Here is a 14,619-nt window from a genome sequence, read left to right on the forward strand (position 1 = left end):
GGACGTGGAGGTCACATGAAGCGGATCCAGCGGAACCGCGGGCTGGCGCTCGCCGCATCGGTCGCCGGGCTCGGGCTCGTGCTCACGGCCTGCTCGGGCGGTGACGGGGGTGACGCGACGGGCGGTGGCGGCGGAGACGCCGAGCCGACGTTCGACTGCGCCGACTACGAGCAGTACGGCGACCTCGAGGGCACGACGGTCACCGTCTACACCTCGATCGTCGACCCCGAGGCCGAGGAGCAGCGGGCGTCGTACGCGCCGTTCGAGGAGTGCACCGGCGCCACCATCGACTACGAGGGCTCGCGCGAGTTCGAGGCGCAGCTGCCCGTGCGGCTCGAGGCCGGCAACGCGCCCGACATCGCGTACATCCCGCAGCCCGGCTTCCTGCGCTCGCTCGTCGCGGACTTCCCCGACGCCGTGCAGCCCGCGGGCGACGCCGTCGTCGAGAACGCGAACGAGTACTACACCGAGCAGTGGGTCGAGTACGGCACGGTCGAGGGCACGCTGTACGCGACGCCGCTCGGCTCGAACGTGAAGTCGTTCGTCTGGTACTCGCCGTCGGCGTTCGAGGAGAACGGCTACGAGGTCCCGACCACGTGGCAGGAGCTGCTCGACCTCACCGACCAGATGGTCGAGGACAACCCGGACATCAAGCCGTGGTGCGCGGGCATCGAGTCCGGCGACGCCACCGGCTGGCCGGCCACCGACTGGCTCGAGGACGTCGTCCTGCGGACCGCCGGCCCGGACGTCTACGACCAGTGGGTCAACCACGAGATCCCCTTCGACGACCCGCAGATCGTCGCGGCGCTCGACGAGGTCGGCGGCATCCTCAAGAACGAGGACTACGTCAACGGCGGCCTCGGCGACGTCGCGTCCATCGCGTCGGCGCCGTGGAACGAGTCGGGCAACGGCATCCCCGACGGCACGTGCTTCCTGCACCGCGCCGCGAACTTCTACCAGGCCAACTGGGACGAGGGCCTCGAGGTCGCGGAGGACGGCGACGTCTACGCGTTCTACCTGCCGGGTGCCTCGGAGGACGACAAGCCGCTGCTCGGCGGCGGCGAGTTCGTCACCGCCTTCTCGGACCGCGAGGAGGTGCAGGCCTTCCACGCGTACCTGTCGAGCCCGCAGTGGGCCAACGCGAAGGCCGAGGTGACCGGTCAGGGCTGGATCAGCGCCAACAACGGCCTCGACCCCGACCTGCTGCAGTCCTCGATCGACCAGCTGTCGTTCGACCTGCTGACGGACGAGTCGTACACGTTCCGGTTCGACGGCTCCGACCAGATGCCCGGCTCCATCGGCACCGGCTCGTTCTGGCGCGAGATGGTCGCCTGGATCAGCCCGGGGCAGGACTCGCAGACCACCCTCTCGAACATCGAGGCGGACTGGCCCAGCAGCTGACCCGACGCGGCAGCTGGCTCCAGCAGCGCGCACGTGGTGGGGGTCGCCGGTCCGGCGGCCCCCACCACGACGTCCCGCACCCGCCGCCGCGGGTGCCCGCCGACCACCGCTGACCGGTCGCCGACGACCGGCACGACGAGGGGATGACCACCGTGGACTGGTTGCTCCAGCCCGACACGACCGCCGAGAAGCTCACGCTGATGGTCATCGCCATCGTGCTCTTCGTCGTCGTGATGGGCGCGATCCTGCTGGGCATCGACCGCCTGAGGCGCGCCCCCACGTGGGTCGTGGTGCTCGGCTTCCTCGGCCCGACGCTGCTGTTCCTCGCGTTCGGCCTGCTGTACCCCGGCCTGCGCACGGTGTGGAACTCGTTCCGGGACGGGCGCGGGCGCAACTTCATCGGGGTGGAGAACTACGTCACCGCGTTCACCGACGGGCAGTTCCAGGTGGTGCTGCGCAACACCGCCCTGTGGGTCGTCCTGGTGCCGCTCGCCGCGACGCTCTTCGGGCTCGTCTACGCCGTGCTCGTCGACCGCACGCGGTTCGAGTACCTCGCGAAGACGCTGATCTTCCTGCCGATGTCGATCTCCCTCGTGGGGGCGTCGATCATCTGGAAGTTCGTCTACGAGTACAAGCCGGTGCAGGGCAACATCCAGCAGACCGGCCTGCTCAACCAGGTGCTCGTGTGGCTGGGCATGGAACCGCAGCAGTTCCTGCAGGACCAGCCGTGGAACAACATCTTCCTCATCGTCGTCATGGTGTGGATCCAGGCCGGCTTCGCGATGACGGTGCTGTCCGCGGCGGTCAAGGCCATCCCCGACGACATCGTCGAGGCGGCGCGGCTCGACGGCCTGCACGGGCTCGGCATGTTCCGGTACATCACGGTGCCGTCGATCCGGCCGGCGCTCGTCGTCGTCGTCACGACCATCGCGATGGCGACCCTCAAGGTCTTCGACATCGTGCGCACCATGACCGGCGGCAACTTCAACACGTCGGTCGTCGCGTACGAGTTCTACACGCAGAGCTTCACGGCACGGAACCAGGGTCTGGGGGCCGCGCTCGCGGTCATCCTCTTCGTGCTCGTCATCCCGATCATCGCGTACAACGTGCGGCAGCTGAAGCTCGCGGAGGAGATCCGATGACCGCCATCCCGCCGACGACGCTCACCGACCCGACCGAGGTCGACACCCGCAAGGTGCGGGGCCTGACCCGCGCCGAGCAGCGCGCGATCGCCGCGAAGGGGCGGCTGAGCTCGCCGTGGGCGTCGGGGATCGCGATCGTGCTGGCGATCCTGTGGACCGTGCCGACGTTCGGGCTGCTCGTGACGTCGTTCCGCCCCCGCTCCGAGATCCGCGGCTCGGGCTGGTGGACGTTCCTGCAGAACCCCGCGGCGACGCTCGAGAACTACACCGAGGTGCTGTTCGGGTCGTCCACGAGCTTCGCGACGTTCTTCGTCAACTCGCTCGTCATCACGCTCCCCGCGGTCGTCATCCCGATCTCGCTCGCGCTGCTCGCGGCCTACGCGTTCGCGTGGATCCCGTTCCGCGGCCGCGAGGTGCTGTTCGTCGCGGTGTTCGCCCTCCAGGTCGTGCCGATCCAGGTGACGCTGCTGCCGCTGCTGCAGCAGTACGTGTCGTGGGGGCTCGCCGGGTCGTTCTGGGTCGTGTGGCTGTCGCACTCGATCTTCGCGCTGCCGCTCGCGATCTACCTGCTGCACAACTTCATGAAGGACATCCCCGCGTCGCTGGTCGAGGCGGCGCGCGTCGACGGCGCCGGGCACGTGACGGTGTTCTTCCGGGTGCTGCTGCCGCTGCTGACGCCCGCGATCGCGTCCTTCGGCATCTTCCAGTTCCTGTGGGTGTGGAACGACCTGCTCGTCGCGCTCGTGTTCGTCGGCGGCACCACCGACGTGGCACCGCTGACCGTGCGCATCGCCGAGCTCGCCGGCACGCGCGGGTCGCAGTGGCACCTGCTGTCCGCCGGCGCGTTTGTCGCGATGGTCGTGCCGCTCGTCGTGTTCCTCGCGCTGCAGCGGTACTTCGTGCGCGGGCTCCTCGCGGGGTCCGTCAAGGGCTGACGGCGGCGGGCGCGCGCGTAGCCTGACCGCGTGCCCGCCCCGCTCCTGTTCGTCGTCTCCGGGCTGACGCAGTACGTCGGGGCCGCGCTCGCGGTCGGGCTGTTCGCCGTGCTGCCCGCGGGCGTCGTCGCGTGGCTGCGCATCGCCGTGTCGGCGCTCGTGCTGCTCGCGTGGCGGCGGCCGTGGCGCGAGCGGGGCCTGTGGGCGCGGGGCCGGCTGGGCGTCACCGTGGCGTTCGGCGTGGTGCTGGCCCTGATGAACGTCGCGTTCTACGTCGCGATCGAGCACCTGCCGCTCGGCACCGCCGTCGCCCTCGAGTTCCTCGGGCCCGTCGCCGTCGCGGCCGTGACGGGCACCGGCTGGCGGGACCGGTCGGCGATCGCGGTCGCCGCCGTGGGCGTCGTCCTGCTCGCCGGCGTCAGCCTCGACACCGGTCCCGGGGCCGTGACCGGCCTCGTCGCGATCGCCGTGTCCGCGGTCTGCTGGGCGGCGTACATCCTGCTCGGGCGCCGGGTCGCGCGGGCCGGCACGCCCGGCGCCGGCGGGCTCGCGGTCGCGATGACCGCCGGCGCGGTCGTCCTCGCGCCGTTCCTCGCCGGGGGAGCGGGCCCCGCGCTCGTGGACGCGCGGCTCGCGGCGCTCGTCGTCGCGATCGCCGTGTGCTCGTCCGTCGTGCCCTACGCGCTCGAGCAGGTGGTGCTGCGGCGCGTCACCGCCGCGACGTTCGCGGTGCTGCTCGCGCTGCTGCCCGCGACCGCGGCCGTCGTCGGCGCCGTCGTCCTGCGGCAGTGGCCGCACGGGCTCGAGCTCGTCGGGCTCCTGCTCGTCTCCGGCGCGATCGCGCTCACCGCCCGGTCGGGCGCGGACGAGCCGGCCGAGGCCACGCCGCCGCCCGCGCCCTGACCGCCGTCAGAGGTGGCGTCAGAGGTACTGGCCGGGCGTCGGCCGGACGTCCTCGCCGCCCTCGCCCTGCGGCGCCGGCATCGCGAACGGCCCGCCCGGGCCCGGCGGGCGCGCACCAGGCGGCAGCGCGCGGCGCATCTGCGAGAGCTGCGCCTGCGCCGCCATCTGCTGCGCCACGAGCGCCGTCTGGATGCCGTGGAACAGCCCCTCGAGCCAGCCCACGAGCTGCGCCTGCGCGACGCGCAGCTCGGCGTCCGACGGGGACGCGTCCTCCGAGAACGGCAGCGCGATGCGGCGCAGCTCGTCGACCAGCTCGGGGGACAGGCCGTCCTCCAGCTCGTGCAGCGAGCGCTCGTGGATGTCGGCGAGCCGCGCCCGGGCCGCGTCGTCGAGCGGTGACGCGCGCACCTCGTCCAGCAGCTGCTTGATCATCGTCCCGATCCGCATGACCTTGGCCGGCTGCTCGACGAGGCCGGCGACGTCCTCGCGGCGGCCGTCGTCCTGCGCGGCGTCGTCGGGCGCGGCCGGCTCCCCCTCGGCGGGGACCACGACCACGCGCGGGCGGTCGTCGGCGTGGTCGTCGTGGCGGCGGTCCTCGTCGTGCTGCGTCTGGTCCATCCTCGGCATTCTGGTCGAGGCCCCCGGCACCCGCAGCCCGGTCGCCGCCGCGGGTCTCCGGTCCCCCCTCCCGCCGCCACCCGCCACGGTCGCCGTGAACCGGCCGTCGTGCAGCCATCCGGTCCCCGCGTGCTGCCGAAGGGCCGGGTCGACGCGGTGCGGCGGCGTCCGCTGGCTAGGCTGGCGGGCATGGCGTGGCTGAGCACCCCGGCGCATCACCGTTGGCTCGAGGCGGAGGCCGACCGGCTCTGGGAGTTCGGGCACGCGTCGCGCGTGCCGACGGGCGGGTTCGCCCGCCTCGACGAGCAGGGCCGCCCCGAGGGCGGTGCGCTCGAGCTGTGGGTGACGTGCCGCATGACGCACGTGTACGCGCTCGCGCACCTCGCCGGCCGGCCGGGCTCCGCCGCGCTCGTCGACCACGGCCTCGCCGCCCTCACGGGCCTGTTCCACGACGCCGAGCACGGCGGCTGGTACGCGGAGGTCGAGCGCGACGGCACGCCGCGCGACGACGAGAAGGCGGCCTACCCGCACGCGTTCGTCGTGCTCGCGACGGCCAGCGCCACCGCGGCGGGCCGGCCGGGCGCCCGCGAGCTGCTCGACGAGGCGCTCGCCGTGCAGGAGCGGCACTTCTGGGACGACGCGGCCGGCATGGCCGTCGAGGCCTGGGACCGCACGTTCGCCGACCTGGACGCCTACCGCGGCGTCAACGCCAACATGCACACCGTCGAGGCGTACCTCACCGCCGCCGACGTCACGGGCGACCGGCGCTGGCTGGACCGCGCGGCGCGCGTCGTCGAGCGCGTGGTGCACGGCTTCGCGGCCGGCAACGGCTGGCGCATCCCCGAGCACTTCGACGCCACGTGGACGCCGGACCTCGAGTACAACGCCGACACGCCCGCGCACCCGTTCCGGCCGTACGGCGCGACGATCGGGCACTGGTTCGAGTGGGCGCGCCTCACCCTGCACACGCGCGCGGCGCTCGCCGCGGCCGGTGACGACACCCCGGCGTGGCTGCTCGACGACGCGGTGGCCCTGTTCGACGCCGGCGTCCGCGAGGGCTGGGCCGTCGACGGCGCACCGGGCTTCGTCTACACGGTGGACTGGGAGGGGCGCCCGGTCGTGCGCGAGCGCATGCACTGGGTCGCGGCCGAGGCGGTCGCCGCGGCCGCCGCGCTCGCGCACGCGACGGGGGAGCGGCGGTTCGACGACCTCTACACGCAGTGGTGGGAGTACGTCGGCACGTACGTGCTCGACCGCGAGAACGGGTCGTGGTGGCACGAGCTCGGCACGGACAACCGGGTCTCGCGCACCGTCTGGGCCGGCAAGGCCGACCTCTACCACGCGGTGCAGGCCACGCTCGTGCCGCGCCTTCCGCTCACGCCCGTGCTGGCACCGGCGCTCGCGGCGGGCCTGCTGGCCTGACACCGGCCGGGGCCGGCGGGCGTCCCGGCGTCAGGGCTGGAGGAGCACCTTCCCGAAGACGTCGCCGGACGCGAGCAGGCGGTGCGCCTCGGCGGCGTCGGCCAGCGGCAGGCGCGCGTGCACGACCGGTGCGAGGCGGCCGTCGGTCAGCATCGGCCACACGTGCTCCGCGACCTCGGCGAGGATCGCGTCCTTCTGCGCCGCCGGGCGGTCCCGCAGCGTCGTCCCGATCACGGACGCGCGCCGGGCCATGAGCGCGGACAGGTCCAGCTCGCCCCGCCGTCCCTGCTGGAGCCCGATGACGACGAGCCGCCCGCCCTCGGCGAGCGCCGCTACGTTCGCGCCCAGCGCACCCCCACCCAGCACGTCGAGGACGACGTCGACGCCCCGGCCGTCGGTCGCCGCCCGCAGCCGGTCCGCGACGTCGCCCGCGCGGTGGTCGACGACGACGTGCGCCCCCAGCCCCGCCACGCGCGCGCACCGGTCCGGCCCGCCCGCGGTGGCCACGACCCGGGCGCCGAGCGCGCGGCCGAGCTGGACGGCCACCGACCCGACGCCCCCGGAGCCGCCGTGCACGAGCAGCGTCTCGCCGGGCGCCAGGCGCGCGGCCCGCAGGTTCGACCAGACGGTCGCGACGGCCTCGGGCAGGCCGCCCGCGTCGACCAGCGGTACCGCCTCGGGCACCCGCAGCGCGTGGGTTCCCGCCACGGTCACCCGTTCGGAGTAACCTCCGCCGGCGAGGAGTGCCGCCACCCGGTCGCCGACCCGCCACGGGACGCCGGCCGGGTCCACCGGGGCCGAGCCCGGGGCGGCGCCGGCGGGGGCCGCGCACCCCACCACGACGCCGGACACCTCGAGGCCCGGCCAGGCGGGCGCACCCGGCGGAGGTGGGTAGCGGCCCTCGCGTTGCAGCAGGTCAGCCCGGTTCACGCCCGCGGCGGCGACCTCGACGAGCAGCTCGCCCGGCGCCGGCGACGGCTCCGGCACGTCCTGCACCTGCAGCACCTCGGGCCCGCCCGGCCTCGTCACGACGACGGCTCGCACCCTGCCGAGCCTAGGTCGCAGGCACCGTCACGGCCCGTCGTGGCCGCGCACGACCGCCGCGCCGGCGTGGGCGATTCGCGCAGTACGCGACGTATCGGACCGGGTGAGTCCCGTGGCAAACTCTGCGCCGGGCTAATGGTCCGCTGTCCAGGTACCGATGAGACGCAGACGGCAGTCACCCGACGTGCCGGCGCGACTCGCCAGACGGTGCGTCCGCGAGAGCGTCCGACGTCGGGCGAGAGGAAAGGATCGACATGCTGCGACGGCTCGGCATCCGTGCCAAGGTCCTGGCGGTCCTCGCCGTGCCCATGATCGTCCTCCTGGCTGCCGGCGCGTTCATCTCGAACAACGCCCTCCAGGACCTGCGCTACGCCCGCGCCTCGCAGCAGGTGGTCCGCACGCTCGACGCGCTGGCGCCGCTCTCCGCGGCCCTCCAGCAGGAGCGGACCATCTCCTTGACGGGCGGCAGCGCCGAGCAGATCGCCGCGGCACGTCAGGAGACCGACAAGGCCCTCGCCGCGACGCGGGAGGTGACGGCGGAGCTCGACCTGAGCCAGTTCCCGCCCTCCGTGGTCAACGAGTTCCGGGACAGCCAGGACGCGTTCGCGGTGGCGCTGCCGCAGCTGCGGACCCGTGTCGACGAGAGCGCCCAGCGCACGGTCCTCAAGAGCGCGTTCAAGCTCAACATCGACGGGCAGCTCCGCGTTCTCGAGGGCGTCGCGAACTCGCTCCGCGACCGCGAGCTCGCCCAGTACATCAGCGCCACCCGGGACACCGGCGTCCTCGTCGACGCGCTGGTGACCGAGTACATCGCCGGTGTGGAGCTCCTCAACGCCGTCACGGACAGCCCCGCGGCGTCCCGCACGTTCCAGGGCCTCACCGCCGCGTCGGAGCTCGCCCGTGAGCGCGCCCGGGCCTCGGTGGGCAACCTCGAGCTCGACGGCGTCGCGGTCTCCAGCGGCGACCCGACCCCGACGCTCCTCGCGCAGCGCTCGCTCTTCCAGCAGGGCAACGTCGCCGCGGTGTCGGCCATCGACCCGGCGGCCTGGCTCGGCCAGACGCAGGCGCAGCTCGACATGCTCAGCGGCGTCAACGACGGCGTGCTCGCCGGCGCCGACGTGCGTGCCGCCCAGGCCGTGGGCGACGCCCGCGACACCGCGCTCCTCACGATCGCGCTCGCCGTGCTCGCCGCCGTCGCCTCGCTGCTGTTCGCCACGTTCGTCGCCCGCGGCATCGTCGTCCCGCTGCGCCGCCTCACCAGCGCCGCCGCCGACGTCCGCGAGCAGCTCCCCCGGCTCGTCGAGCAGGTGGCGGTCCCCGGTGAGGGGCCCGAGATCCAGCTCGCCCCGATCCCCGTGACGTCGAGCGACGAGATCGGCCGCCTGGCCGCCGCGTTCAACGCGGTGAACGCGCAGACCGTCACGGTCGCGCAGGAGCAGGCCGCCCTCCGTGGCTCCATCGCGGAGATGTTCGTCAACGTCGCCCGCCGCGACCAGGTCCTGCTCAACCGGCAGCTGTCCTTCATCGACTCGCTCGAGCGGGCCGAGGAGGACCCGGGGACCCTGGCGAACCTGTTCCGCCTCGACCACCTCGCCACCCGGATGCGCCGCAACGCGGAGTCCCTCCTCGTCCTCGCGGGCATCGACTCCGGCCGTCGTCTGCGCGACGCGATGCCGCTGTCCGACGTCATCCGCACGGCCTCCTCCGAGATCGAGCAGTACGACCGCGTCGAGCTCGACCTCCAGGTCGACCCGCACATGCTCGGCTTCAACGCCCTGTCCGCCGCCCACCTGCTCGCCGAGCTCCTCGAGAACGCGACCGTGTTCTCCGAGCCCGAGACGCCGGTCGTCGTCAGCACGGGCATCAGCGGCGCCTCGGTCGTCGTGCGCATCACCGACCAGGGCCTCGGCATGACCGAGGCCGAGATGGACGCGGCGAACCACAAGATCGCGTCCGTCTCCGCGAGCGACGCCCTCGGCGCGCAGCGCCTCGGCCTCTTCGTCGTCGGCCGCATCGCCCAGCGCCTCGGCGCCGAGGTCACGCTGCGCAAGCGGCCCTCCGGCACCGGCACCGACGCGCTCGTGCTCTTCCCGAGCACCCTGTTCTCCGCCAACGAGGTCGGCGGCTTCAACGCCGCGCCGCTCGCCCCCGCGTCGTCCGCGATGGCGCCGGTCGCCGAGATCGAGGCGCCGGAGGTCCGCGAGGTCGACCTCGCCGGGCTCACCGACGGCGAGACGTCGCTCGGCCTGCCCCGCCGCCGGCGTGGTGACGACAGCGCGGCGACGCCCGTCGCGCCGTCCGCGCCCTCGGCCCCCGCCCCCGACGACGCGCCGATCCCGGTGCCGAGCGTCGGCGGCAACGGCCTGCCCACGCGGTCGCGCAAGACGTTCGACGAGGACAACATCGTCCTCCCCGAGGCGCCCGAGGCCCGGCTGTCCCCGGAGCTCTCCGTGGGCGGCGGCGACTGGGCGCCGGCGGTCGCGGCGGCGCCCCGCGCGCTCGGCGGCCTCCCCAGCCGCACCCGTGCCTCGACGTCCGCGTGGGCCGCGCCGCAGACGCAGGACGACGCGCAGCAGACGGCCCCGGCGGACCCCGCGACGCGTGCCGGCCTGTTCTCCGGGTTCCGCAACCGCGAGGCGCTCGTCACGACGTCGTCGGACGAGCAGCCCGCCGAGGCCGCCCCCGCCGCGTTCCACGTGCCGGGTCTCGTGCCCGACGAGGACGCGTCGGCGTCCGCGCCGTCGTCCGACGGCGGCTGGCCGGTGCCCTCGTGGCGAGAGCCCGCGCAGGACGCCACGCCGCTGCCCGGCCGCACCGGCGACGGCCTGCCGTCGCGCACCTCCGCGGCCCCGCAGGACGCCACGAGCGCGATCGCGCCGTGGGCGGCCGAGGCGGAGCAGGACGACGAGCAGACCTGGGGCCAGCCGGAGCAGAAGCCGTGGGCGCAGCAGGCCGAGCCCGAGCAGCAGCCCTGGGCCCAGCAGGCCGAGGCCGAGCAGCCGTGGGCCCCGCAGCAGGAGCAGCAGCCGTGGGCCGCGCAGCAGGAGCAGCAGCCGTGGGCGCAGCCCGAGGCCGCCCGGGAGCCGTGGGCTCCGGCGCAGGCGGAGGAGCAGCAGCCGTGGGCTCCGGCGCAGGCGGAGGAGCAGCCGTGGGCTCCGGCGCAGGCGGAGGAGCAGCAGCCGTGGGCTCCCGCGCAGGCGGAGGAGCAGCCGTGGGCTCCGGCGCAGGCCGAGGAGCAGCAGCCGTGGGCCCCCGCGGCGGAGGCCGCCCCCGCGTGGGGTGACGGCGAGCCGTCCGCCCCGCAGCACCCGGCGCCCGCCGAGGAGCCCGCGCCGTCGTTCACCGCGTACAGCGGCTACTCCGGCTGGGCCGGCAGCGCCGACCGTCCGACGATCGACTACCAGGCGCCGTACGTGCCGTTCGAGCGCACGCTCGACGAGGCCCGTGCGTGGCACACCGGGGCGATCCCGGTCGTCCCGGAGCCCGCCCGCCGCCGCGCCGAGCCCGTCGCAGCGCAGCCCGAGGCCCCGCAGCACCACGAGGCGGAGCCGGTCGCCGAGCAGCTGCCGAGCCGGCACGCGGCGGCGCACGCCCCCGTGCTGCTCGAGCCGGACCCGGAGGAGGAGGCCCCGGCCGCGCCGTGGGCGCCGGTCCCGGCCCCGCAGCAGGCGCTCGCCGAGCAGCAGCCCGCCTGGGCGCCGACGACACCCGAGCCGCCGCAGTGGCAGGCGCCGCAGTGGCAGGACGAGGCCCCGGCCGCTCCGGCCGCGCCGGTCCAGCAGCCCGCCGCGGAGGAGCGCCCCGCGACCCCGGCGTGGAGCCGCCCGTCGAACGGCTGGCAGGCGCCGGTCGAGCAGCCGACGCAGATGTTCTCGCCGGTCGAGGCCGCCGAGGCCGTCGCGTTCCCGCAGGCCCCGGTGCAGCAGCCGCCGGCCCCGCAGGCACCGGCGTACCAGGCTCCGGCGGAGCAGCCCGCGCCGCTGGCGCAGCGCTCCCCGGCCCCGCAGGCCACCGCGCAGCCCGCGTGGCAGGCCACCCCGGCGCCGGCGGCCCCCGCCGGCCAGGACGCCCCGGCGTTCGGCGACCTGGTCCGCCCGGTCGACGACAAGCCCAAGCGTCGCTGGGGTGCCTTCTTCGGCCGCCGCAAGGAGGACGAGGCGGAGCCGGAGACCGGCCAGCAGGCCGCCGCGCCGAGCGCCCCCGTGCGGTCGTCGGCGTGGGGAGCCGAGCCGGCTGCCCCGGCCGCCGGCGGCTGGCAGGCCCCGACCTGGTCGGCCCCCGCGGCCCCGGCGCCCGCGCCGGTGCAGGAGCAGCGGCCCGCCCCGGCGTGGTCGCCGTCCGAGCGGTCCGTCCGCCCGGCGGTCGGTCAGCCGGTGTCCACCGTGCCGCAGCCGTCCGTCCCGCCGTCCGTCGCCCCGCGCGTCGGCACCCTGGACGACGAGGTGGCGGCCATGCTGGCCCTGCGCTCCGACATCCAGGAGCAGGCGCTGTCGGAGCTCAGCCAGCTCTCGGCCTACCGGCCGAGCGCGGTGGGCGCCGGCGCGGAGCGTCTGACCAAGCGTGTGCCGACCGCCGTCCCCGCGGCGCCGGCACCGACCGAGGAGCGACCCGTGCAGCGTGACGCCGATCAGCTGCGGTCGCGACTCTCCAGCTTCCAGTCCGGCACCTCGCGCGGGCGGCGTGCCGCCGGCGGACCGGACGGTGACGCATGATCCACCTCACGACTCCCGGCGACGCCCGCGTCGCCGTGACGCCCCAGCCCGCAGTCGGCCCTGACTGCACCATGAAGGAGGAAGTGTGACCGCGCTCAGCACCGAGGCAGCCAACTTCGGCTGGCTCCTGGACAACTTCGTCCGGACCGTGCCCGGCACTCGCCACACGCTCGTGGTGTCGGCCGACGGTCTGCTCATGGCGATGTCCGAGCAGCTCGACCGCACCAGCGGCGACCAGCTCGCGGCGATCGTCTCCGGGATGTCGAGCCTCACCCGAGGCGCGTCCCGCCAGCTCCGTGCGGGGGAGGTGCGCCAGGCGATCATCGAGATGGACCACCTGTTCCTGTTCCTCATGAGCGTCTCCAACGGCTCCGTCCTCGCCGTGGTCGCGGAGTCGACGTGCGACGTCGGGCTCATCGGCTACGAGATGGCGATGCTCGTCTCGCGGACCGAGGCGACGCTGACCCCGCAGCTCATCTCCGAGATGCGTGGACAGCTCCCCGTCGACGGCGCGACCCGGGCCCCGGTCGCCTGAGGCGTCGACGATGAGCGAACACGTCGAGTACGAGGCCAGGACGGTCCGGCCGTACGCCGTGACCGGCGGTCGCGTGCGCTCGGCTCGCTCCGACCTGCCTCTCGAGGCCCTGGTCGAGGTCATGCCGGGCGCCGTGGCGAGCACGGGCCTGACACCTGAGAAGCGCGCGATCATCCAGCACGCGTCGTCCGGGTACATCTCGGTCGCCGAGCTGTCGGCGCTCCTCCACCTGCCGCTCGGTGTGGTCCGGATCCTCGTGTCCGACCTCACCGACGCCAACTACGTGCGTGTGCACACCTCTCAGCCGGTCGAGGTCAACACCGGTGAGTCCCCCGCCCTGTCCCTGAGCGTGCTGGAGAGTGTTCTCAATGGCATTTCCGCCCTCTGACGCCGCCGTCGCCGCTCCGGCGGGGACCGCGGGCGCCATTGCCCCCACCGTCGTCAAGATCGTCGTCGCCGGCGGGTTCGCCGTCGGCAAGACGACCTTCATCGGGTCCATCTCCGACATCGAGCCCCTCAACACCGAGGCCGCGATGACGGAGCACTCCGTCGGCGTCGACGACGCCGGTGGCGTGAGCGACCGCAAGACGACCACCACCGTCGCCATGGACTTCGGCCGCATCGCGCTGCCGGGCCAGCTGTGGCTCTACCTGTTCGGCACGCCGGGCCAGGACCGCTTCCTCTTCATGTGGGACGACCTGGTGCGCGGGGCGATCGGTGCGGTCGTGCTCGTCGACACGGACCGTCTCGACCAGTGCTTCCCGGCCGTCGACTACTTCGAGAGCCGCGGCATCCCGTTCGTCGTCGGCGTGAACTGCTTCGACGGCATCGCGAAGCACCAGCTCGAGGACGTCCGCGAGGCCCTCGCGATCCCCGCCCACGTGCCGGTGCTCTACACCGACGCACGGTCGCGTGCCGCGACCAAGCAGGCGCTCATCGCGCTCGTGCAGCTCGCCATGGAGCGTCTCCGCTCCCGCTGACGTCCGCACCCGACGACGGCCGGTCACCCTCCGCGGGGGCCGGCCGTCGGCGCGTGCGGCCGACGCGCGGGCGCGCGGCTAGCGTCGGCGCATGACGCAGATCGACCTCGCGGGGCGGACCGCCCTCGTCACGGGTTCCACGCAGGGCATCGGTGCCGCCATCGCGGCCGGGCTGGCGCGCGCGGGTGCGCGCGTCGCCGTCAACGGGCGCACGCACGCGTCGGTCGACGCGGGACTCGCCCGGCTGGCGGAGGAGGTGCCGGACGGAGTGTTCGTCGCGGCACCGGGGGACGTGACGACGGACGAGGGCGTCGCGGCCGTGCGCGACGCGGTGCCGCACGTCGACGTCCTCGTCAACAACCTGGGGATCTTCGGCGCCCGGCCGGCGCTCGAGATCACCGACGACGAGTGGCGGCGGTACTTCGAGGTGAACGTGCTCGCGGCGGTGCGCCTCACGCGCGCGTACCTGCCGGCGATGACGGGCCAGGGCTGGGGGCGTGTGCTGAACATCGCGAGCGACTCCGCCGTCGTGATCCCCGCCGAGATGATCCACTACGGCATGTCGAAGACCGCGCTGCTCGCGGTCTCGCGCGGGTTCGCCAAGGAGGCGGCCGGCACCGGCGTCACCGTCAACTCGGTGATCGCGGGCCCGACGCACACCGGCGGCGTCGAGGACTTCGTGTACTCGCTCGTCGACCGCGACCTGCCGTGGGACGAGGCGCAGCGCGAGTTCATGCGTGTGCACCGGCCGCAGTCGCTGCTGCAGCGGCTGATCGAGCCGGAGGAGATCGCGCACATGGTCGTGTACCTGGCGTCGCCCCTGGCGTCCGCGACGACCGGCGGCGCCGTGCGTGTGGACGGCGGGTACGTGGACGCGATCCTGCCGTGACGCCCCGTCGGCCCCCCGCCGCCAACGCCCCCGGGCCC

At 74.5% G+C, this 14,619-nt stretch carries 12 protein-coding genes; 10 read left to right on the forward strand and 2 right to left on the reverse strand.

Features of this window, described 5'->3' with window-relative positions:
- Positions 1 to 15: 15 nt before the first annotated feature.
- The 4 genes from ACFUMH_RS08340 (at position 16) to ACFUMH_RS08355 (ending at position 4,381) form a co-directional block, all read left to right on the forward strand.
- Entirely contained in the window at positions 16 to 1,401 is a 1,386-nt protein-coding gene (locus ACFUMH_RS08340; protein ID WP_378203254.1) for an ABC transporter substrate-binding protein, read from the forward strand.
- Between the two features lie 143 nt (positions 1,402 to 1,544).
- Positions 1,545 to 2,543 (forward strand): carbohydrate ABC transporter permease, encoded by a 999-nt coding sequence (locus tag ACFUMH_RS08345; protein WP_378203257.1) that lies wholly within the window; start codon positions 1,545 to 1,547, stop codon positions 2,541 to 2,543.
- Positions 2,540 to 3,478 carry a carbohydrate ABC transporter permease gene (locus tag ACFUMH_RS08350; protein ID WP_378203260.1) on the forward strand — a complete coding sequence of 313 codons (939 nt, stop codon included), beginning with the start codon at positions 2,540 to 2,542 and terminating at the stop codon, positions 3,476 to 3,478. Before ACFUMH_RS08345 ends, ACFUMH_RS08350 begins: the two co-directional genes overlap by 4 nt.
- A 30-nt stretch (positions 3,479 to 3,508) precedes the next feature.
- Positions 3,509 to 4,381, forward strand: a complete 873-nt coding sequence (locus ACFUMH_RS08355) for a DMT family transporter (protein ID WP_378203263.1) — start codon at positions 3,509 to 3,511, stop codon at positions 4,379 to 4,381.
- An 18-nt stretch (positions 4,382 to 4,399) separates the two neighbouring features.
- Here the strand turns inward: ACFUMH_RS08355 and ACFUMH_RS08360 are convergent, their stop codons facing one another.
- On the reverse strand, positions 4,400 to 4,999 hold the full coding sequence (locus ACFUMH_RS08360; RefSeq protein ID WP_378203266.1) for a bacterial proteasome activator family protein: 600 nt from the start codon (positions 4,997 to 4,999) through the stop codon (positions 4,400 to 4,402).
- A gap of 189 nt (positions 5,000 to 5,188) precedes the next feature.
- Here ACFUMH_RS08360 and ACFUMH_RS08365 point away from each other — a divergent pair, with 189 nt between their 5' ends.
- Entirely contained in the window at positions 5,189 to 6,421 is a 1,233-nt protein-coding gene (locus tag ACFUMH_RS08365; RefSeq protein WP_378203269.1) for an AGE family epimerase/isomerase, read from the forward strand.
- Between the two features lie 30 nt (positions 6,422 to 6,451).
- On the opposite strand, the gene ACFUMH_RS08370 is transcribed toward ACFUMH_RS08365, so the two are convergent.
- Complete coding sequence (locus ACFUMH_RS08370; protein WP_378203272.1) at positions 6,452 to 7,465, reverse strand: NAD(P)H-quinone oxidoreductase; 1,014 nt, start codon at positions 7,463 to 7,465, stop codon at positions 6,452 to 6,454.
- A gap of 254 nt (positions 7,466 to 7,719) precedes the next feature.
- Between ACFUMH_RS08370 and ACFUMH_RS08375 the strand changes: the two genes are divergently transcribed.
- From ACFUMH_RS08375 to ACFUMH_RS08395, 5 genes are all read left to right on the forward strand, one after another.
- A complete protein-coding gene (locus ACFUMH_RS08375) occupies positions 7,720 to 12,177 on the forward strand; it encodes an ATP-binding protein (RefSeq protein WP_378203275.1) in 4,458 nt (1,485 codons plus the stop codon).
- Between the two features lie 85 nt (positions 12,178 to 12,262).
- Entirely contained in the window at positions 12,263 to 12,712 is a 450-nt protein-coding gene (locus tag ACFUMH_RS08380) for a roadblock/LC7 domain-containing protein (RefSeq protein WP_046529366.1), read from the forward strand.
- A gap of 10 nt (positions 12,713 to 12,722) precedes the next feature.
- Entirely contained in the window at positions 12,723 to 13,100 is a 378-nt protein-coding gene (locus ACFUMH_RS08385; RefSeq protein ID WP_378203280.1) for a DUF742 domain-containing protein, read from the forward strand.
- Positions 13,081 to 13,692, forward strand: a complete 612-nt coding sequence (locus ACFUMH_RS08390; protein WP_378203283.1) for an ATP/GTP-binding protein — start codon at positions 13,081 to 13,083, stop codon at positions 13,690 to 13,692. Before ACFUMH_RS08385 ends, ACFUMH_RS08390 begins: the two co-directional genes overlap by 20 nt.
- Positions 13,693 to 13,783: 91 nt before the next feature.
- Positions 13,784 to 14,581, forward strand: coding sequence for an SDR family NAD(P)-dependent oxidoreductase (locus tag ACFUMH_RS08395; RefSeq protein ID WP_378203286.1), 798 nt, complete (start codon positions 13,784 to 13,786; stop codon positions 14,579 to 14,581).
- Positions 14,582 to 14,619 lie beyond the last annotated feature (38 nt).

This window comes from Cellulomonas sp. NPDC057328 (genome assembly GCF_042667215.1).
Classification (GTDB): Bacteria; Actinomycetota; Actinomycetes; order Actinomycetales; family Cellulomonadaceae; genus Cellulomonas.